This is a genomic window from Streptomyces goshikiensis, assembly GCF_014650555.1.
In the GTDB taxonomy this organism is placed as follows: Bacteria; Actinomycetota; Actinomycetes; order Streptomycetales; family Streptomycetaceae; genus Streptomyces; species Streptomyces goshikiensis.
In genome coordinates this window covers 260,673-279,306 of the sequence record NZ_BMVE01000001.1, presented here as the reverse complement: position 1 = coordinate 279,306, position 18,634 = coordinate 260,673, and the positions used below count along the sequence as shown (strand labels likewise).

The following is an 18,634-nucleotide window of genomic DNA, read 5'->3' as shown; positions in this document are numbered from 1 at the left end:
GGGAGGCCCGGCACCCGCGCGCGGGAGCGGGTCAGGGACGACCCGGGGCCCAGGCGGCAAGCGCCTCCGGGGTCCTCGGGCCCGGGGCGTCCCCGGCGAGCAGGTCCCGGGCCCGCAGGAACGCCGCCACCGCCGGGGACCACGCCTGGCGCAGGCCCGCCGAGACCAGCAGCTCCGGATCCGAGAGCAGCGTCCCGGCCGGACCGAACCGGATGCCCGACGGGGTCAGCACCGCCGCGTCGTCGGCCCAGCGGACCGCCAGGTCCACGTCGTGCGTGGCCATCACCACCGTGGTGCCGGCCGCGCGCAGGCCCGCCAGCGCGTCCAGCAGCCGCTCCTGCCCCTCCGGGTCCAGGCCAGCCGTCGGCTCGTCCAGGATCAGCACGCGCGGAGCCATCGCCACCGCGCCCGCGATCGCCGCCCGCTTGCGCTGGCCGTACGAGAGCAGGTGCGTCGGGCGGTCCCGCAGCGCCGTGATGTCCAGCGCGGCCAGGGCGGAGTCCACCCGCGCCCGCACCTCCCCGGCGGGCAGGCCCATGTTCATCGGGCCGAAGGAGACGTCCTGCTCCACCGAGGCCGCGAACAGCTGGTCGTCCGGGTCCTGGACCACCAGCTGCACCGAGGTCCGCAGCCGGGTCAGCCCCGCCCGGTCGTGCGCCACCACCGCGCCGTCGAGCCGCAGCTCGCCCGGACCCGGCTTCAGGCCCCCGCTCAGCAGCCGCATCAGCGTGGTCTTGCCGCTGCCGTTGCGGCCCAGCAGCACCAGCGCGCGGCCCGCCGCGATCCCGAAGTCCACGCCGGACAGCACCGCCGGCCCGTCCTCGTACGCGTAGCCCGCGCCGACCAGCTCCACCAACCGCGTCACAGATACAGCTCCTTCAGTACGAGGGTGGCGGCGATCAGGGTGCCCAGCAGGGCCCCCGACGCCGCGAGGAACCGCCACGACAGCGCCGCCTCCGGTACGAGCACGCGCAGCGCGCCGTCGTAGCCGCGCCCGGCCAGCCCCTCCTGGAGCCGCCCCGCGCGGTCGAAGGCCCGGACGAAGGAGGTCGCCGCGAGCCCGGCCAGCGAACGCCACACCGCGGCCCGGCCGGTCTGCCCGAGGCGGGCCGCCTGGGCGCGCCGGACCTGCGCCATCGAGTCCAGCAGCAGGAACCCGATCCGGTACATCACCAGCGCCACGTCCACCACCGGGGCCGGAACCCCCGCGCGGACCAGCCGGGGCAGTACGTCCGAGACGGGGGTGGTGAACGCGAACAGCAGCACGCCGAGGGAGGCCGCGGAGGTCCGCAGCAGCAGCTCGGTCGCCTGCCGGGGGCCGTCGGGCGCCCAGGAGACCGGCCCGGCCGGGCCGCCGACGGCGAACAGCAGGGGCAGCGCCCCGGTGAAGCAGAACCCGAGCGGGATCCGGAAGGCCCGCCACAGCCGGCGCCCGGGCACCCCGGCGGGGCCGAGCAGCACGGCGAGGGTGGCGCCGGCCACGAGCGGCCCGCCGGGCCACGGCGGCAGGGCCACGGCCGTGACGGTGAGACCGACCCCGAGCAGGCCCTTTTCGAGCGGGTGGCGGCGGCGCCAGCGGCTGCCGTGCGCCGCCACGTCGATCGGCAGCACCGCCTACGCCTCCGGGGCGGTGGCGGCGGCCTGCGCGGCGGCCGGCTGCCGCTCCGCCTGGGCGAGGCCCTGGCGGCGTCCCTTGCGCACGCCGAAGTAGTACGCGAGCACGCCCGCGCCGAGCGCCGCCTGCAACGCGAACAGCGCGGACTCCACCTCCCCGGACGGGGGCTCGTACAGCGGGGAGAACCAGGGCTCGTAGTCCGGCTTGAGCTCGGTGATGGCCGCCTCCGCCTGCGCGTCGGCGCCCGCGAACGGCTCCTCCTTGCCCTCGCCCAGCCCCAGCGCGAGCGGGAGCACGGCCAGCGCCGCCACCAGGAGCAGCAGCAGGGTGTTGATCTTCGCGTTCCGGCTCATCAGACCGCCGCCTCCTGCTGGTTGCCGGTACGGGCGCCGGCGCCGGCGCCCGTGAGCTTCGCGACGCCGAGCCGGACCAGGTCCGACTTGCTCGACTGCATCAGCAGCCGCATCACGAGCACCGTCAGCAGGCCCTCGCTCACGGCCAGCGGGATCTGCGTGACCGCGAAGATGCCGCCGAACTTGGCGAGCGCGCCGAGGAACCCGCTGCCCGGGTCCGGGAAGGCGAGCGCCAGCTGCACCGAGGTCACGCAGTAGGTGACCAGGTCGGCGAAGAAGGCGCCGAAGAACACGGTCACCATCAGCGGGACGTCGAACTTCCGCAGCAGCCGGTAGACGGCGTACCCGGCCCAGGGCCCGGCGATCGCCATGGAGAACACGTTGGCGCCGAGCGTGGTGAGCCCGCCGTGCGCCAGCAGCAGCGCCTGGAACAGCAGGGTGATCGTGCCGAGCACCGCCATGATCGGCGGCCGGAACAGGATCGCGCCGAGCCCCGTCCCGGTGGGGTGCGAGCAGCTGCCCGTCACCGACGGGATCTTGAGCGCGGAGAGCACGAACGTGAACGCGCCGGACGCGCCGAGCAGCAGCGTGCTCTCCGGGTTGGCCTTCACCTCGCGGGTGAGGGCGCGGACGCCGTGGACGACAAAGGGAGCGGACGCGGCGCCCCAGGCGACCGCGTGCAGCGGGGGCAGAAACCCCTCGGCTATATGCATGAGTGGGGAGACCTCTCCAGCACCTCGTGGATGGACAACGCGCCCCGGCCGGTCTCCTGGCTCACGGGTGCTGTTGTCCTGGCTCCGCCTTCCCGGGGTCGTACGGTCTCCCGTGCGAGCCCAGTGGCTTCCTTACGGAGTGGAGCCGGACTTCCCGATCACAGTGGCGAGGGCCGCACCGGTTTCGCACCGATTTCCCGAACACCAAGGCCAGCTGACCCTAGTCGGCCGCACGGACCGGTAACAACCCGCGCCGATCACGCCGGCCGGATGGCCCGGATGGGCTCCGCCCGGTGGCGGGGTGATGCGGCGGCTCGCAGGGTGGGGGAGTGGCCGACACTCCGCAGACCTCCGACACCGCGCAGCCCCCCGACTACGGCGACCTCACCGCCGTCTACGTGAACTGCACGCTCAAACGCTCGCCCGAGACCAGCAACACCGAGGGCCTGATCGACAAGAGCCGCGCCGTCATGGCGGCGGCGGGCGCCCGGACCTCCCTCATCCGTGCCGTCGACCACGACATCGCCACCGGTGTCTGGCCCGACATGACCGAGCACGGCTGGGAGAGCGACCAGTGGCCGGTGCTCTACAGCCAGATCATGGACGCCGACATCCTGGTGCTCTGCGGCCCCGTCTGGCTCGGCGACAACAGCTCGGTGATGAAGCGGGTGATCGAGCGGCTCTACGCCTGCTCCTCGATCCTCAACGACCAGGGCCAGTACGCCTTCTACGGCCGGGTCGGCGGCGCGCTCGTCACGGGCAACGAGGACGGCGTCAAACACTGCGCCATGAACATCCTCTACAGCCTCCAGCACCTCGGCTACGCGATCCCCCCGCAGGCCGACGCGGGCTGGATGGGCGAGGCCGGGCCCGGTCCCTCGTACCTCGACCCGGGCTCCGGCGGCCCCGAGAACGACTTCACCAACCGGAACACCACCTTCATGTCCTGGAACCTCATGCACCTGGCCGCCCTGCTCAAGCGGGGCGGCGGCATCCCGGCCCACGGCAACCAGCGCTCCCTCTGGGACGCGGGCTGCCGCTTCGACTTCCCGAACCCCGAGCATCGCTAGCCGGGCGGGGCGGGCGAGGAGAACGGGGACCCGGCGCCCGCCACGGCGCCGGGTCCCCGCGCGCTCAGCACACGTTCGGGTGCGCGACGTCCAGCACGAACCGCTCCGGCCCGTGCAGGACCGAGGACGTGTAGGAGGGCTTGGTGTCGAAGGCGGCGCCGAAGGTCACGTACCCCTCGTAGTCGCCGGTCAGGGCCATGCCCTTGAGCTTGGGCAGGTAGATCTTGACGAGCTTGGGCCCCTGGTACACGTTCTGCCCGGCGTCGTCGTGGCCCGCCGCGGGATGCAGGCGGACCTCCAGGAAGTACTTCCCGGCGAGCGGTACGGGCTTGCCGGACCCGTCGTAGACGAGGTGGGCGACGGGCGTGACGGTGACCTGGGGGACGTATCCCTTGACGTCGATGACGAGCCGGTCGTACGTGCAGTGCCCGCCCCAGCGGGCATTGACGACGAGCGGGGTCTGCGTGCGGGCGGAGCCGGTCGCGGCGGCGGCCGAGGCCGGCGCGGCGAGCGAGATCCCGGCGGCGAGCAACATGCCCGTGGCCAGGGCGGTGATCTGTCGGCGGCGGAGGTGCTTCATGACGCCCCCTGTTTCTCCAGAGACGGGGACCGATGTCATCGCTAAGGACACCTGAGGCGCCCCGGCGGTTCCACCGGAGCCGCGGCGGCCCTGCGGACGCCGGAGAGCCCCACCGGGCGCACGGCCGCGGTGGGGCTCTCCGAGCAGGTCAGGGGGCCAGCGGGTCAGCCGGCCGGCGTCAGCATTCGATGACGTTGACCGCGAGGCCGCCGCGGGCGGTCTCTTTGTACTTGACCTTCATATCGGCGCCGGTCTCCTTCATGGTCTTGATGACCTTGTCCAGGGACACCTTGTGGCTGCCGTCGCCGCGCATGGCCATCTTGGCCGCCGTGACGGCCTTGACCGCCGCCATGCCGTTGCGCTCGATGCAGGGGATCTGCACCAGGCCGCCGACCGGGTCGCAGGTCAGGCCGAGGTTGTGCTCCATGCCGATCTCGGCCGCGTTCTCGACCTGCTCCGGGGTGCCGCCCAGCACCTCGGCGAGGGCGCCGGCCGCCATCGAGCAGGCCGAGCCGACCTCGCCCTGGCAGCCGACCTCGGCGCCGGAGATCGAGGCGTTCTCCTTGAACAGCATGCCGATCGCGCCCGCCGCGAGGAGGAAGCGGACCACGCCGTCCTCGTCCGCGCCGGGGACGAAGTTCGTGTAGTAGTGCAGGACCGCCGGGAGGACGCCCGCCGCGCCGTTCGTGGGCGCGGTGACGACGCGGCCGCCCGCCGCGTTCTCCTCGTTGACCGCCATCGCGTAGATCGTCGTCCACTCGCTGCGGTGCATCATCGCGTCGCCCTCGGTGCGCAGCTGGCGCGCCGTGGAGGCGGCCCGGCGCTTGACCCGCAGGCCGCCCGGGAGGATGCCCTCGCGGGACATGCCGCGCGCGACGCAGGACTGCATCACGCGCCAGATCTCCAGCAGGCCCTCGCGGATCTCCTCCTCCGTGCGCCAGGCCTTCTCGTTCTCCAGCATCAGGGAGGAGATCGACAGGCCCGTCTCGTTCGCGAGGCGGAGCATCTCGTCGCCGGACCGGAAGGGGTACTTCAGGACGGTGTCGTCGAGCTTGATCCGGTCCTCGCCCACCGCGTCCTCGTCCACGACGAAGCCGCCGCCGACCGAGTAGTACGTCTTCTCCAGCAGCGGGGTCCCGGAGGCGTCGTAGGCGAAGAGCGTCATGCCGTTCGCGTGGTACGGCAGGGACCGGCGGCGGTGCAGGATCAGCTGGTTCGGCTCGTCGAAGGCGATCTCGTGCGCGTTGCCTATCTCCGTGCCGAGGAGGCGCAGGCGGCCGCTCTGGCGGATGCGCTCCACCTCGTCGTCCGCGGTCTCCACGTTCACCGTGCGGGGGGAGTGGCCCTCCAGGCCGAGGAGCACCGCCTTGGGGGTGCCGTGGCCGTGGCCGGTGGCGCCCAGCGAGCCGAAGAGCTCCGCGCGGACGGACGCGGTCTCGGCGAGGACCCCGTCCTTCTTCAGGCGGGTCACGAACATGCGTGCGGCCCGCATCGGACCGACCGTGTGGGAGGACGACGGGCCGATGCCGATGGAGAAGAGGTCAAAGACGGAGATGGCCACTGGCGGACTCCCTTGTCTGCTCGTGGGGCGGGAGGGGCGGTTCGTACGGGGGGAGGTCGATTGTTCGGATTTTGTCCGACAGGCGAGCTTAACGCGGCGAGGTGAACGGTTCGTCCGCCCGAGGGGTCGCGCGGGGGGCGCCGGGAGGTCGGCCACGGGCCCGCGAGGCCCGTGAGGCCCGCGGGGCAAGGGTCCGGGCCGGTACGAGAAGGGCCCGGTCCCTGTGGAGACAGGAACCGGGCCCGACCCTTGACCTGTCGACGTTACAGCGTCGGGTACAGCGGGAACTTCGCGGCGAGCGCCGAGACGCGCGCCTTGAGGTCCTCGGCGTCGTACGCGGGCTTGAGCGCCTGCGCGATGATCTCCGCGACCTCGGTGAAGGCCTCGGTGTCGAAACCGCGGGTGGCCAGCGCCGGCGTGCCGATCCGCAGGCCCGAGGTCACCATCGGCGGCCGCGGGTCGTTCGGGATGGCGTTGCGGTTGACCGTGATGCCGACCTCGTGGAGGCGGTCCTCGGCCTGCTGGCCGTCCAGCTCGGAGTTGCGCAGGTCGACCAGGACCAGGTGCACGTCGGTGCCGCCGGTGAGGACGTCCACGCCCACGGCCTTGACGTCGTCCTGGACGAGGCGGGCGGCGAGGATCTTCGCGCCCTCCAGGGTGCGCTCCTGGCGCTCCTTGAACTCGGGCGAGGCCGCGACCTTGAAGGAGACGGCCTTGGCCGCGATCACGTGCTCCAGCGGACCGCCCTGCTGGCCCGGGAAGACCGCGGAGTTGATCTTCTTGGCCAGTTCCTGCGTCGACAGGATGACACCGCCGCGCGGACCGCCGAGGGTCTTGTGCGTGGTGGTGGTCACGACGTGGGCGTGCGGCACCGGGTTCGGGTGCAGACCCGCGGCGACCAGGCCGGCGAAGTGCGCCATGTCGACCATTAGGTACGCGCCGACCTCGTCCGCGATGCGGCGGAAGGCGGCGAAGTCCAGCTGGCGCGGGTAGGCGGACCAGCCGGCGACGATCAGCTGCGGCTTGGACTCCTTGGCGAGGCGCTCGACCTCGGCCATGTCCACCTGGCCCGACTCGTCGACGTGGTACGGGACCACGTTGTAGAGCTTGCCGGAGAAGTTGATCTTCATGCCGTGGGTCAGGTGACCGCCGTGGGCCAGGTTCAGGCCCATGATCGTGTCGCCCGGCTTCAGCAGCGCGAACATCGCCGCCGCGTTGGCCTGCGCGCCCGAGTGGGGCTGCACGTTCGCGGCCTCGGCGCCGAACAGCGCCTTGATGCGGTCGATCGCGATCTGCTCGACGACGTCGACGTGCTCGCAGCCGCCGTAGTAGCGGCGGCCGGGGTAGCCCTCGGCGTACTTGTTGGTCAGGACCGAGCCCTGGGCCTCCATGACGGCGACCGGAGCGAAGTTCTCCGACGCGATCATTTCCAGGGTGGACTGCTGGCGCACGAGCTCGGCGTCGACGGCGGCGGCGACATCGGGGTCGAGCTCGTGGAGAGGGGTGTTCAGTACGGACATCAGGATCCCCTGGGGTCAGTTACCGGCGGTGAGCTTGGCGTACTCGTCGGCGGAGAGCAGATCGGCCGGCTCCTCCGCGACGCGGACCTTGAACAGCCAGCCGCCCTCGAAGGGGGCCGTGTTGACGAGCGCCGGGTCGTCCACGACGTCCTGGTTGGCCTCGACGACCTCGCCGGTGACGGGGGAGTACAGGTCGCTGACCGACTTGGTCGACTCCAGCTCGCCGCAGGTCTCGCCCGCGGTCACCGTGTCGCCGACCTCGGGGAGCTGGGCGTAGACGACGTCACCGAGCGCGGTGGCCGCGAACTCCGTGATGCCGACCGTCGCGACGCCGTCCTCGGCGGTCGACAGCCACTCGTGCTCCTTGCTGTAACGCAGCTGCTGGGGGTTGCTCATGACCTGATTCTCCTGGATGCGGGGGAGTGCGAACGAACAGGGCGTCTCGACTGGCGAGACGGGTCTGCCGGGATTGCTGCCGGGGCCCGGTACGGGACCGGGGCTACTTCTGCCGCTTGTAGAACGGCAGAGCCACAACCTCGTAGGGCTCATGCGTACCGCGAATGTCGACGCCGACGCCGGAGGTGCCGGGCGCGGCGTGCGCCGCGTCCACGTACGCCATCGCGATCGGCTTGCCCAGCGTCGGGGACGGGGCGCCGGAGGTGACCTCGCCGATGACCTCGCCGCCGGCCACGACCGGGAACCCGGCGCGCGGGACGCGGCGGCCCTCGGCGATCAGACCGACCAGCTTGCGCGGCGGGTTGCCGGCGGCGCGCTCGGCGGCGGCCTCCAGCGCGGCGCGGCCCACGAAGTCGCCCTCCTTCTCGAACTTCACGACCCGGCCCAGACCCGCGTCGAACGGGGTGAGGGAGGTGGTCAGCTCGTGCCCGTACAGCGGCATGCCCGCCTCCAGGCGCAGGGTGTCGCGGCAGGACAGGCCGGCCGGGACCAGGCCGACGCCCTCGCCGGCCTTGGTCAGCGCCTGCCACAGCTCCACCGCGTGCTCGGGGGAGACGAACAGCTCGAAGCCGTCCTCGCCGGTGTAGCCGGTACGGGCGATCAGCGCGGGCACGCCCGCGACGGTGCCCGGCAGGCCGGCGTAGTACTTCAGGCCGTCCAGGTCGGCGTCGGTCAGCGAGGCGAGGATGCCGGGGGACTCCGGGCCCTGCACGGCGAGCAGCGCGTACGCGTCGCGGTCGTCGCGGACCACGGTGTCGAAGCCGGCGGCGCGCTCGGTCAGCGCGTCCAGCACGACCTGCGCGTTGGAGGCGTTCGCGACGACCATGAACTCGGTCTCGCCGAGGCGGTAGACGATCAGGTCGTCGACGATCCCGCCGTCCTCCTGACAGATGTGCGTGTAGCGGGCCCGGCCGACGCCGACGGTGGAGATGTTGCCGACCAGCGCGTAGTCCAGGGCCTTGACGGCCTCCGGGCCGGTCAGGGTGATCTCACCCATGTGGGAGAGGTCGAACAGGCCGGCCTTGGTGCGCACGGCGTTGTGCTCGTCGCGCTCACTGGCGTACCGCAGCGGCATGTCCCAGCCCGCGAAGTCGGTCATGGTCGCACCGAGCGAGCGGTGCAGCGTGTCGAGGGCGGTCAGGCGGGGGGCAGTGCTCATGGGTGTGGCTCCCGGGTCCCAGGGCATGACATGACGAGGACGATCCTCCCCATCTGTCATCGGAACCTGAGAGGTTCGCCGAGAGTTCCCGGTCGGACCCGGGGAACCTCGACTTGCACCTTGGGTGGAGCACACGCGGATGCCGTCGTGAGGGACGGCGGCGCGGCTCGCTTTTCAGATCTGCCTCATCCACGCGGTACGGGGCCTGAGAGATTCAAGGGAGGTACTTGCTCCTTCGGCGCCCGGACACGGCCTTGCGGCGTGCCGGGACTCTCCCGCGCGGATTCAAGCGGCCGGTATGCAGTTGGTGTCCAGATGGCGCACATCATTGCACGCGGGTGCCGGGTGTGGGCGTACGGGGCCCGAAAGCGTGTGCTGATCGAAATATGTGGCCGATCGACGCCGGGCCCGGCCGGAACCGGGACCCCGGGATTACCGTCTCTTTACACTTGGTGGGCACGGGGCCCTGAGGGCCCGATTCGGGGGAGGCGATCACTGTGCGGAGATTCGGAGTACTGGCGACGACGGGGACCGTGGAAGGGGTACCGGCGCAGCGGAAGCCCTTCGCGGCCCCCGCCGCCGCTTCCGCCGTGCCCGTACGTGACCTGCGCGGGCCGGGGCCGGGCGGCGGCCGGCCCCCGCGCCGGCTCGGGTTCGCCGCGGGCGACATCGTGGTGGTGTCCGGCCTCCCCGGCGGCGGCAAGAGCACCCTGATCAAGCGGGCCGCGGCCGACGGCGGCATCGACTCCCAGGACGCCCGCGAGCGCTGGGAGGGGCGGATGCCCGGCGCCTTGCCGTACGCCGTGTACCGGCCGCTCGTCCGGGTCGCGCACTACTGGGGGCTGTGGCGGACCCTGCGCTCCGGCGCCTCCGCCGTCGTCCACGACTGCGGCACCCAGAGCTGGGTCCGCGCGCTGCTCTCCGCGGCCGCGCGGAGACGGGGGCGGGCCCTGCACCTGGTCCTGCTGGACACCAGCGCCGAGGAGGCCCTGTCCGGGCAGGCGGCCCGGGGCCGCGGCGTCTCCCCGTACGCCTTCGCCCGCCACCAGGGCGCGGTGGCCCGCCTGCTGCGCGCCGCCGAATCGGGCCGCCCCCCGGCCGGCTGCGCCTCGGCCACCCTCCTCGACCGCGCCTCCGCCGCCGCCATCACCCACATCGACTTCACCGCCCCGTCCTGACCGGCGCCCCGGCGGGGGCCGGACGGGGGCGGGCCACTAATCTCGGCGGGACACGGCAGCGAGAACAACGACAGGCGGAGGCGGAATGCACGGCGGCGGCTGGCCGGAGAACGAGCTGGAGCAGGTGCTCGGGGCGGCGCTCGGGCAGCCGGAGGCCGGGGCGCGGATCCTGGAGGTGCTCGGCCGGAGCCCCCTGTGGGTCCCGCTGCCCGGCGGCGGCGGACCCGACCACGACAGCCTCAGCCTGCCGACGATGGAGATCGGCGGGGCGGCGTACGTCCCGGTCTACAGCTCCGAGAGCCAGTTCCGCGCCTGCGTCGGCCCCGGCATGGACTTCGCCGTGGCCCCCGCCGTCGAGTTCGCCCGCGGCCTGCCCCCGCAGCTCGGGATCGCCGTGAACCCCGAGGGCGCCGTCGGCGTGCCGCTGCCCCCGCCCGCCGTCGCGGAGCTGTGCCGTACCGGCCGCACCCCCCTCGACGGCCCCGCCACCGGCGGCCGCGTGCGGCTGTTCGAGCCCGACTGGCAGGACGACCCCGTCGACTTCCTGGCCGCCACCGCCGAGGAGTTCCGCGCCACCGGCGTGGTCCTCGCCGCGTACCGCTGCCTCGGCAGCGTCGAGGGCGGCGAGCCCGAGCTGTTCGTCGGCGTCCGGCTGACGGGCTGGGAGCCCGGCACCCGCGACGCCGCGATGGCGGCGCTCGGCCGGGGCCTGGCCCGCGTACCCGTGCCGTGGCCTGTGCAGTTGATCCTCCTCGACGCCGCCCAGGATCCGGTAACGGACTGGATTCGTGAGCGCGTGCGCCCCTTCTACCTCCCCTAGGGCCGCATAAGCTGGGGGGAGGTGTGGACGACGGGTGGAGAAGAGGGGTACCGGGTGAGTGCGTCAGGCACGGCCGCGGCCGGGCAGGTCGAGCACATGCTGCGCCAGGTGACTCCCGGGCGCTACGAGAGTTACGAGGCGCTCCTGCGCGCCCTCGCCGAGGGCCGCCTGTGGATGCTGCTCTGGCAGGGACAACCGGGTTCCCCGGACGCCCAGTACGGCGGCATGGAGGTCGAGGGCCTCGGGTACGCGCCGTGCGTCACCTCCCCGCAGGAGCTGGCCGCCAGCGGCTGGAACCGCGGGTACGAGGTCGTCACCGGCCGCGACATCGCCCGCGCCCTCTACCCGGACCGCTGGGGGCTGTGGCTCAACCCGCACGCCCAGGGCGGCGGCGTGGGCATCCCGTGGGCCGACCTGCGCCGGATCGCCACCGGGCTGGACCGGATGCCGGCCGGGCCGCTGCGGCTGTCCGAGCCCGCCCTGGAGCTCCCGCAGTTCTACGGGCTGCTGACCCGGCACGCGCACCGCACCCCCGCCGTACGGTCGCTGCGCCGCGCGTGGGTGCAGCCCGCGCTCGGATCCCCGTACCTCGCCGTCGGTCTCGACCTGTACGACGCCTCCGCGCCCGCGCTGGAATCCGTCCGGGAGATGATGCGCCAGTCGGTCGGCGCCGTCCCCGAGGGCGTCCCGGTGTGCACCGTCGCGCTCGCCGACGAGCACGACCCCGTCGCGATGTGGCTGCGCGCGCAGACCCGGCCGTTCTACGACCGCGAGGGCCAGTCCCCGGCGTTCTGACAACGGTGCCATGGCCGTGATCCGGCCATGCCCGCCCCTGCGCATAACGAGACATCCCTCCCGAAGGCCGCACCGGTCCGCCCGGTGCGGCCTTCGCCGTACCCCCGGCATATCCCCCCAATGGCGCCAATAACCGCGTCGGAAATGGCAGTTGGGCCGGATGTCCGTTCCGCACCGAACGCGACGCAGTTGCACCGCTCACCCGCCCCCGCGGTCCGCATAACGGAAGGTGTCGCAGCAGATCACGGTTGCGCATCACATACCCGGCAGGTCTGGCGGGCGATCACGGGCGCGTTGAAGACTCCCCCCACCGAAGGCCGGTCAATCCCACAACCACCAGCTCTTCACGTGCACTTCAGGCGCAATTCGCGCCATTCGCACCATCAGCGACGCCGAAAGAACCAAGCCGCCACAGCGGCGGGCATGGGCCGGCCACAGTCGGCCGAGAGGGGTCCCCACCACGATGACGGCACCACTGCACGACACCAGCGCGGCCGAGCCCGCGGCCGTGGCCGCCCCCGAGACTCCGCAGAAGGCGATCGAGGGGCGCTCGCCCTGGAAGATCGCCTGGTCCCGGCTCAAGCGCGACAAGGTCGCCCTGGCCGGCGGTGTCATCGTGCTCCTGCTGATCCTCGTCGCGCTGTTCGCGCCGTTGATCGTCAAGGCCTTCGGCCACCCGCCGGAGGAGCTGCACGAGGACCTGCTGGACCCGCTGCTCGGCCTCCCGGCCGGCGACTGGGGCGGCATGAACGGGGACTTCCTGCTGGGCATCGAGCCGGTCAACGGCCGCGACGTCTTCAGCCGGATCGTCTACGGCGCCCGCATCTCGCTGCTGGTGGCCTTCCTGTCCGCCTTCGTGGCGGTTTCGCTCGGCACCGTCTTCGGCATCATCGCCGGATACTTCGGCGGCTGGGTCGACGCCGCGATCAGTCGGGTCATGGACCTCCTGCTGGCCTTCCCCCAGCTGCTGTTCATCATCGCGCTGATCTCCGTCATCCCCAGCAAGCTGTGGGGCTTCGAGGGCTCGGGCCTGCGCATCGCCGTCCTGGTCCTGGTCATCGGCTTCTTCGGATGGCCGTACATCGGACGCATCGTCCGGGGCCAGACCCTGTCGCTGCGCGAACGGGAGTACGTCGAGGCGGCCCGCAGCCTGGGCGCCGGCCGGACGTACATCCTCTTCCGCGAGCTCCTTCCGAACCTGGTGGCGCCGATCACCGTCTACACGACGCTGATGATCCCCACCAACGTGCTCACCGAGGCCGCGCTGAGCTTCCTCGGCGTGGGCGTCAAGCCGCCCACTCCGTCCTGGGGCGAGACGCTCTCGACGGCCGTGCGGACCTACGAGGACGATCCGCTCTTCATGATCTTCCCCGGCGTGGCGATCTTCATCACCGTGCTGGCCTTCAACCTCTTCGGCGACGGCGTCCGCGACGCCCTCGACCCGAAGGGCTCCCGCTAGCCACAGGCGCCTGCCGCACGGCACGGCGAATCCGCAGGGAACACCGCAGGTAACCGGAACTCGGCATCGAAGCCGGAACTACAACGGAGGGTTGCGAGCATCGTGACTACCCATCGCACGTCGAAGCGCAGACTGGCCGCCGGTACGGCCGTCGTGCTCGCGGCCATGCTGACCGCGACCGCCTGTGGCGGCAGCGACACCAAGAAGGACGAGGGCAAGGCCGGCGCCAGCGGCTTCAACGCGGGTATCGGCAAGGTCTCCAACGCGTCGGACAAGAAGGGCGGCGAGCTGAAGTTCGTCGCCACTCAGGAAGCCGACTCGTGGGACCCGCAGCGCGGTTACTACGGCTTCATGTGGGACTTCGCCCGCTACTACACCCGCCAGCTCGTCAGCTTCAAGCCCGCCCCCGGTGGCGAGAGCACGGAGCTCGTTCCCGACCTCGCCGCCGGCAAGGCCGAGATCAGCGACGGCGGCAAGACCTACAAGTACACCCTGAAGGACAACGTGAGCTGGGAGGACGGCTCGCCCGTCACCGCCCAGGACATCAAGTACGGCATCGAGCGCACCTGGGCCCAGGACGTCATCTCCGGCGGCCCGGTCTACCTGATGCAGGTCCTCGACCCGAAGACCGAGTACAAGGGTCCGTACAAGGACGAGAGCGCGGACAAGCTCGGCCTCAAGGCGATCGAGACCCCGGACGCGAAGACCATCATCTTCAAGCTCCCGCAGCCCAACGGCGACTTCGAGCAGATGCTCGCCATGCCGGCCGCGAGCCCGGTCAAGCAGGACAAGGACACCGCGGCCAAGTACGGCCTCAAGCCCTTCTCCAACGGCCCGTACAAGATCGACTCGTACGAGCCCAACAAGAGCATGAAGCTCTCGCGCAACGACAAGTGGAAGCCCGAGTCGGACACCATCCGCAAGGCGCTCCCGGACTCCATCTCGGTCACGTTCATGGCGAACGCGGACGACATGGACAAGCGCCTGATGAACGGCGAGTTCGACCTCGACCTCAACGCGACCGGCATCGGCCAGGCGGCCCGCGCCACCGCGCTGAAGGACCACAAGGCGAACCTGGACAACGGCCAGACGGGCTTCATCCGCTACGCGGTCTTCCCGCAGACGGTCGCCCCGTTCGACAACATCGAGTGCCGCAAGGCCGTCATCTACGCGGCCGACCACAAGTCGCTGCAGACCGCCCGCGGCGGCCCGCAGGCCGGCGGTGACATCGCCCCCAACATGCTGCCGCTGGGCATCAAGGGCTCCGACGGCAAGTACGACCCGTACGAGGTCCTCAAGAACGACGGCAAGCCGAACGTCGAGAAGGCCAAGGAGGCCCTCAAGGCCTGTGGCAAGCCCGAGGGCTTCAAGACCACCATCGCGGTCCGCAACAACAAGCCGGTCGAGGTCGCCACGGCCGTCTCGCTGCAGAACGCCCTGAAGCAGGTCGGCATCGACGCCCAGGTCGACCAGTTCGACGGCGCCCAGACCTCCGGGATCATCGGTTCGCCGAAGGTCGTCAAGGAGAAGGGCTACGGCATCATCATCATGGGCTGGGGCGCCGACTTCCCGACCGGTCAGGGCTTCTCCCAGCCGCTGGTCGACGGCCGCTTCATCCTCCAGAGCGGCAACAACAACTTCTCCGAGCTGAACGACCCGGCGATCAACGGCCTCTTCGACCAGGCGATCGCGGAGACGGACCCGGCCAAGGCCGGCGACATCTACAAGCAGATGAACCAGAAGGTCTCCGAGGCCGCGGTCTACCTGCCCTTCGTCTACGACAAGACGATCACCTGGCGCAGCACCCGGCTGACGAACGCCTACACCTCCGACGCCTACAACGGCCGGTACGACTACGCCTCCCTGGGCGTCCTCAAGTAGTCGAGTCGTCAGACCAGTCAGTTCAGTTCGTCAATATCAGTTCCAGTGCCACACCCGCTAGGCACGAAGGGCAGGTGATGGCCGCGGTTCCGGCTTGGGGGCGCTCTCCAGAAGAGGGCGCCCCCGGGTCGCAGCCAGGCCGAGCGCAGTGCTTGCATATCTCATCCGGCGGTTCTTCGCCGTCATCGTCATGCTGTTGGTCATCACGCTGGTGACCTTCGGAATCTTCTTCCTCTTCCCGAAGATGATCGGGACGGATCCGGCGCTCTACTTCGTCGGAAAGCAGTCCGACCCCGCCGCCATCGAGGGCATCCGGCAGAAGATGGGTCTCGACGACCCGATCCTCGTCCAGTTCGGCAAGTTCGTCGTCGGTCTGGTGGCGGGTCGCACGTACGCCAACGGCTCCGACGTCACGCAATGCGCCGCGCCCTGCTTCGGATACTCCTTCAAGACCGAGCAGGAGGTGTGGCCGCTGCTGACCGACTGGCTGCCCGTCACCCTCTCGCTCGCCGCCGGCGCCGTCGTACTGTGGGTCATCGGCGGTGTCGCCACCGGCGTCATCTCCGCCCTCAAGCGCGGCACCGTGCTGGACCGTTCGGCGATGGGCATCGCCCTCGCCGGCGTCTCCCTCCCCATCTACTTCACGGGCATGCTCGCCATCGCCCTCTTCTCCGACCAGCTCGGCTGGTTCGGGCGGCCCGAGGCGAGCTTCGCCGCGGACCCGGGCAGCTGGTTCAACGGCATGATCCTGCCGTGGATCTCGCTGGCCTTCCTGTACGCGGCGATGTACGCGCGGCTCACCCGCGCCACGATGCTCGAAGTGCTCAACGAGGACTACATCCGCACCGCGCGCGCCAAGGGCCTGACGGAACCCGTCGTCATCGGCAAGCACGCGATGCGCTCGACCATGACGCCGATCCTGACCGTCCTGGGCCTGGACCTCGGCGCCCTGATGGGCGGCGCCGTCCTGACCGAGTACACGTTCTCGCTGCACGGGCTCGGCTACAGCGCGGTCCGCGCGATCAGCGACCACGACCTGCCGGTCATCCTGGGCATCACCCTGATCTCCGCCTTCTTCGTGGTCGCGGCGAACCTCGTCGTGGACCTCTTGTACGCGGTGATCGACCCCCGAGTGAGGCTGTCATGACCGATATGACCAAAGGCGCCACGACGGGCGCGACGGGTGCGACGGGCGCCCTGAACGAGCCCGTCCCCGGCGGCGCCCCGGCCCCGGGCCGCGCCTTCCTGGAGGTCCGCGACCTCAAGGTGCACTTCCCGACCGAGGACGGCCTGGTCAAGTCCGTCGACGGACTCACCTTCAGCCTGGAGAAGGGCAAGACCCTCGGCATCGTGGGCGAGTCCGGCTCCGGCAAGTCGGTGACCTCGCTGGGCATCATGGGCCTGCACCGGGTCGGCCAGTACGGCCGCCAGCGGGCCCGGATCTCGGGCGAGATCTGGCTGGACGGCAAGGAGCTGCTCTCCGCCGACGAGGACGAGGTGCGCAGGCTGCGCGGCCGGAACATCGCGATGATCTTCCAGGACCCGCTGTCCGCGATGCACCCGTACTTCACCGTCGGCAAGCAGATCGCCGAGGCCTACCGGGTCCACAACAAGGTCGACAAGAAGGCCGCCCGCAAGCGGGCGGTCGACCTCCTCGACCGCGTCGGCATCCCGGAGCCGCACAAGCGGGTCGACAGCTACCCGCACGAGTTCTCCGGCGGCATGCGCCAGCGCGCGATGATCGCGATGGCGCTGGTCAACAACCCCGAGCTGCTCATCGCGGACGAGCCGACCACCGCCCTGGACGTCACCGTCCAGGCGCAGATCCTGGACCTGATCCGCGACCTCCAGCAGGAGTTCGGCTCCGCGGTCATCATGATCACGCACGACCTGGGCGTGGTCGCCGAGATGGCCGACGAACTCCTCGTGATGTACGGCGGCCGGTGCGTCGAGCGCGGCAGCGCGGAGAAGGTGTTCTACGAGCCCCGGCACCCGTACACCTGGGGTCTGCTCGGCTCGATGCCGCGCATCGACCGCGACCAGACCGAGCGCCTGATCCCGGTCAAGGGTTCGCCGCCCAGCCTCATCAACATCCCGAGCGGCTGTGCGTTCAATCCGCGCTGCCCGTACGCCGACGTGCCCAAGGGCAACGTCACGCGGACGGTGCGGCCGGAGCTGGCGGCCGAGGACGGCGGCCACCACTGGTCCGCCTGCCACATGTCGCATGAGGAGCGGACCCGGATCTGGACCGAAGAGATTGCGCCGAAGCTGTGACCGAGAAGCCCGAGAAGCCCGAGATGGACAAGAAGGCCGCTGCCGCGGCCACCGCCACCGCCACCATTCCCGCGCAGGCCGTGGACTCGCCCGAGCCGCTGCTCAAGGTGACCGGGCTGGTCAAGCACTTCCCGATCCACAAGGGGCTGCTGCGCCGGCAGGCCGGCGCGGTCAAGGCCGTGGACGGCATCGACTTCGACGTCCGGCGAGGTGAGACCCTCGGCATCGTCGGCGAGTCCGGCTGCGGCAAGTCGACCATGGGCCGGCTGATCACCCGCCTGCTGGAGCCGACCGGCGGCACGATCGAGTTCGAGGGCAAGGACATCACGCACCTGGGGGTGGCGGGCATGCGCCCGCTGCGCCGTGACGTGCAGATGATCTTCCAGGACCCGTACGGCTCGCTGAACCCGCGCCACACGGTCGGCACCATCGTCAGCGCCCCCTTCAAACTCCAGGGGGTCACCCCCGAGGGCGGCCTGAAGGCGGAGGTCCAGCGGCTGCTGTCGCTGGTGGGCCTGAACCCGGAGCACTACAACCGCTACCCGCACGAGTTCTCGGGCGGCCAGCGGCAGCGCATCGGCATCGCCCGGGCGCTGGCCCTGAAGCCGAAGCTGGTGGTGGCCGACGAGCCCGTCTCCGCGCTCGACGTGTCGATCCAGGCCCAGGTGGTCAACCTGCTGGACGACCTCCAGCAGGAGCTCGGCCTCACGTACGTGATCATCGCGCACGACCTGTCGGTCATCCGGCACGTGTCGGACCGGATCGCGGTGATGTACCTCGGCAAGATCGTCGAGCTGGCGGACCGCCAGTCGCTGTACGGGGCGCCGATGCACCCCTACACGAACGCGCTGATGTCGGCGGTGCCGGTGCCGGACCCGCGGCGGCGCGGCGTGAAGAGCGGCCGCATCCTGCTCAAGGGCGACGTGCCCTCGCCGATCTCGCCGCCGAGCGGCTGCCGCTTCCACACCCGGTGCTGGAAGGCGACGGAGATCTGCAAGACGCAGGACCCGCCGCTGCTGGCGCTGAAGACGGGCCACCAGGTGGCGTGCCACCACCCGGAGAACGCGCCGGACCTGGTCCCGGACGACAAGGCCCTCCCGGGCGCCTCCGACGCGCTGGACACGCCGACGCCGTAGCGGGGCGGGAGCGGGTCACGAGCGCCGAGCGTGGGCGTACGGGTTGCAGGGCGTACGGCCCCGG

At 71.2% G+C, this 18,634-nt stretch carries 18 protein-coding genes and 2 riboswitches; of the genes, 9 read left to right on the top strand and 9 right to left on the bottom strand.

What is annotated here, in order from left to right; all coding sequences use genetic code 11:
* Positions 1-31: 31 nt before the first annotated feature.
* From IE248_RS01275 to IE248_RS01260, 4 genes are read right to left on the bottom strand one after another with little or no spacing between them, the layout of a single operon-like run.
* Positions 32-865, bottom strand: coding sequence for an energy-coupling factor ABC transporter ATP-binding protein (locus IE248_RS01275; RefSeq protein WP_008743362.1), 834 nt, complete (start codon positions 863-865; stop codon positions 32-34).
* The gene (gene cbiQ / locus IE248_RS01270; RefSeq protein WP_073798334.1) at positions 862-1,611 is read right to left on the bottom strand and encodes a cobalt ECF transporter T component CbiQ; all 750 of its coding nucleotides are present in this window, start codon (positions 1,609-1,611) and stop codon (positions 862-864) included. Before cbiQ ends, IE248_RS01275 begins: the two co-directional genes overlap by 4 nt.
* 3 nt (positions 1,612-1,614) lie before the next feature.
* A complete protein-coding gene (locus IE248_RS01265) occupies positions 1,615-1,968 on the bottom strand; it encodes an energy-coupling factor ABC transporter substrate-binding protein (protein WP_008743364.1) in 354 nt (117 codons plus the stop codon).
* On the bottom strand, positions 1,968-2,681 hold the full coding sequence (locus IE248_RS01260) for an energy-coupling factor ABC transporter permease (protein WP_008743365.1): 714 nt from the start codon (positions 2,679-2,681) through the stop codon (positions 1,968-1,970). Before IE248_RS01260 ends, IE248_RS01265 begins: the two co-directional genes overlap by 1 nt.
* 29 nt (positions 2,682-2,710) lie before the next feature.
* Positions 2,711-2,905: riboswitch (cobalamin riboswitch) on the bottom strand.
* A gap of 105 nt (positions 2,906-3,010) precedes the next feature.
* Here IE248_RS01260 and IE248_RS01255 point away from each other — a divergent pair.
* Positions 3,011-3,751, top strand: a complete 741-nt coding sequence (locus IE248_RS01255) for a flavodoxin family protein (RefSeq protein ID WP_008743366.1) — start codon at positions 3,011-3,013, stop codon at positions 3,749-3,751.
* 64 nt (positions 3,752-3,815) lie between these two features.
* Here IE248_RS01255 and IE248_RS01250 read toward each other — a convergent pair whose 3' ends face one another.
* From IE248_RS01250 to gcvT, 5 genes are all read right to left on the bottom strand, one after another.
* The gene (locus IE248_RS01250) at positions 3,816-4,331 is read right to left on the bottom strand and encodes an AMIN-like domain-containing (lipo)protein (RefSeq protein ID WP_037794961.1); all 516 of its coding nucleotides are present in this window, start codon (positions 4,329-4,331) and stop codon (positions 3,816-3,818) included.
* Between the two features lie 178 nt (positions 4,332-4,509).
* Entirely contained in the window at positions 4,510-5,892 is a 1,383-nt protein-coding gene (locus IE248_RS01245) for an L-serine ammonia-lyase (RefSeq protein ID WP_008743368.1), read from the bottom strand.
* A 263-nt stretch (positions 5,893-6,155) separates the two neighbouring features.
* Positions 6,156-7,412, bottom strand: a complete 1,257-nt coding sequence (gene glyA / locus IE248_RS01240) for a serine hydroxymethyltransferase (protein ID WP_037794963.1) — start codon at positions 7,410-7,412, stop codon at positions 6,156-6,158.
* 15 nt (positions 7,413-7,427) lie between these two features.
* Complete coding sequence (gcvH, locus tag IE248_RS01235; protein ID WP_008743370.1) at positions 7,428-7,808, bottom strand: glycine cleavage system protein GcvH; 381 nt, start codon at positions 7,806-7,808, stop codon at positions 7,428-7,430.
* Positions 7,809-7,911: 103 nt separating this feature from the next.
* Positions 7,912-9,027 (bottom strand): glycine cleavage system aminomethyltransferase GcvT, encoded by a 1,116-nt coding sequence (gcvT, locus tag IE248_RS01230; RefSeq protein WP_190029800.1) that lies wholly within the window; start codon positions 9,025-9,027, stop codon positions 7,912-7,914.
* 184 nt (positions 9,028-9,211) lie between these two features.
* A riboswitch (glycine riboswitch) is annotated at positions 9,212-9,315 on the bottom strand.
* Positions 9,316-9,518: 203 nt separating this feature from the next.
* On the opposite strand from gcvT, the gene IE248_RS01225 reads away from it, so the two are divergent.
* The 8 genes from IE248_RS01225 to IE248_RS01190 all read left to right on the top strand — a co-directional run bounded on the left by IE248_RS01225 (position 9,519) and on the right by IE248_RS01190 (position 18,570).
* Positions 9,519-10,205, top strand: coding sequence for an AAA family ATPase (locus tag IE248_RS01225; RefSeq protein WP_037794966.1), 687 nt, complete (start codon positions 9,519-9,521; stop codon positions 10,203-10,205).
* A gap of 85 nt (positions 10,206-10,290) precedes the next feature.
* On the top strand, positions 10,291-11,025 hold the full coding sequence (locus IE248_RS01220) for an enhanced serine sensitivity protein SseB (RefSeq protein WP_008743374.1): 735 nt from the start codon (positions 10,291-10,293) through the stop codon (positions 11,023-11,025).
* A 54-nt stretch (positions 11,026-11,079) separates the two neighbouring features.
* Positions 11,080-11,820, top strand: coding sequence for an enhanced serine sensitivity protein SseB C-terminal domain-containing protein (locus IE248_RS01215; protein WP_037794967.1), 741 nt, complete (start codon positions 11,080-11,082; stop codon positions 11,818-11,820).
* Positions 11,821-12,283: 463 nt separating this feature from the next.
* Positions 12,284-13,279: an ABC transporter permease gene (locus IE248_RS01210; protein WP_008743376.1), complete on the top strand. Its 996-nt coding sequence runs from the start codon at positions 12,284-12,286 to the stop codon at positions 13,277-13,279.
* Positions 13,280-13,381: 102 nt separating this feature from the next.
* Positions 13,382-15,160: an ABC transporter substrate-binding protein gene (locus tag IE248_RS01205; protein ID WP_190029799.1), complete on the top strand. Its 1,779-nt coding sequence runs from the start codon at positions 13,382-13,384 to the stop codon at positions 15,158-15,160.
* Positions 15,161-15,308: 148 nt separating this feature from the next.
* Entirely contained in the window at positions 15,309-16,307 is a 999-nt protein-coding gene (locus IE248_RS01200) for an ABC transporter permease (protein WP_008743378.1), read from the top strand.
* Positions 16,304-17,434, top strand: a complete 1,131-nt coding sequence (locus tag IE248_RS01195; RefSeq protein WP_037794969.1) for an ABC transporter ATP-binding protein — start codon at positions 16,304-16,306, stop codon at positions 17,432-17,434. The genes IE248_RS01200 and IE248_RS01195 overlap by 4 nt, the downstream gene beginning before the upstream one ends.
* A gap of 23 nt (positions 17,435-17,457) precedes the next feature.
* Positions 17,458-18,570 carry an ABC transporter ATP-binding protein gene (locus tag IE248_RS01190; RefSeq protein WP_073798456.1) on the top strand — a complete coding sequence of 371 codons (1,113 nt, stop codon included), beginning with the start codon at positions 17,458-17,460 and terminating at the stop codon, positions 18,568-18,570.
* Positions 18,571-18,634 lie beyond the last annotated feature (64 nt).

Excerpts from the sequence above, each read along its gene's own strand:
- IE248_RS01265 (WP_008743364.1), bottom strand. The coding sequence starts at position 1,968 with ATGAGCCGGAACGCGAAGATCAACACCCTGCTGCTGCTCCTGGTGGCG.
- IE248_RS01260 (WP_008743365.1), bottom strand. The coding sequence starts at position 2,681 with ATGCATATAGCCGAGGGGTTTCTGCCCCCGCTGCACGCGGTCGCCTGG.
- IE248_RS01250 (WP_037794961.1), bottom strand. The coding sequence starts at position 4,331 with ATGAAGCACCTCCGCCGCCGACAGATCACCGCCCTGGCCACGGGCATG.
- glyA (WP_037794963.1), bottom strand. The coding sequence starts at position 7,412 with ATGTCCGTACTGAACACCCCTCTCCACGAGCTCGACCCCGATGTCGCC.
- gcvH (WP_008743370.1), bottom strand. The coding sequence starts at position 7,808 with ATGAGCAACCCCCAGCAGCTGCGTTACAGCAAGGAGCACGAGTGGCTG.
- gcvT (WP_190029800.1), bottom strand. The coding sequence starts at position 9,027 with ATGAGCACTGCCCCCCGCCTGACCGCCCTCGACACGCTGCACCGCTCG.
- IE248_RS01220 (WP_008743374.1), top strand. The coding sequence starts at position 10,291 with ATGCACGGCGGCGGCTGGCCGGAGAACGAGCTGGAGCAGGTGCTCGGG.
- IE248_RS01210 (WP_008743376.1), top strand. The coding sequence starts at position 12,284 with ATGACGGCACCACTGCACGACACCAGCGCGGCCGAGCCCGCGGCCGTG.
- IE248_RS01195 (WP_037794969.1), top strand. The coding sequence starts at position 16,304 with ATGACCGATATGACCAAAGGCGCCACGACGGGCGCGACGGGTGCGACG.
- IE248_RS01190 (WP_073798456.1), top strand. The coding sequence starts at position 17,458 with ATGGACAAGAAGGCCGCTGCCGCGGCCACCGCCACCGCCACCATTCCC.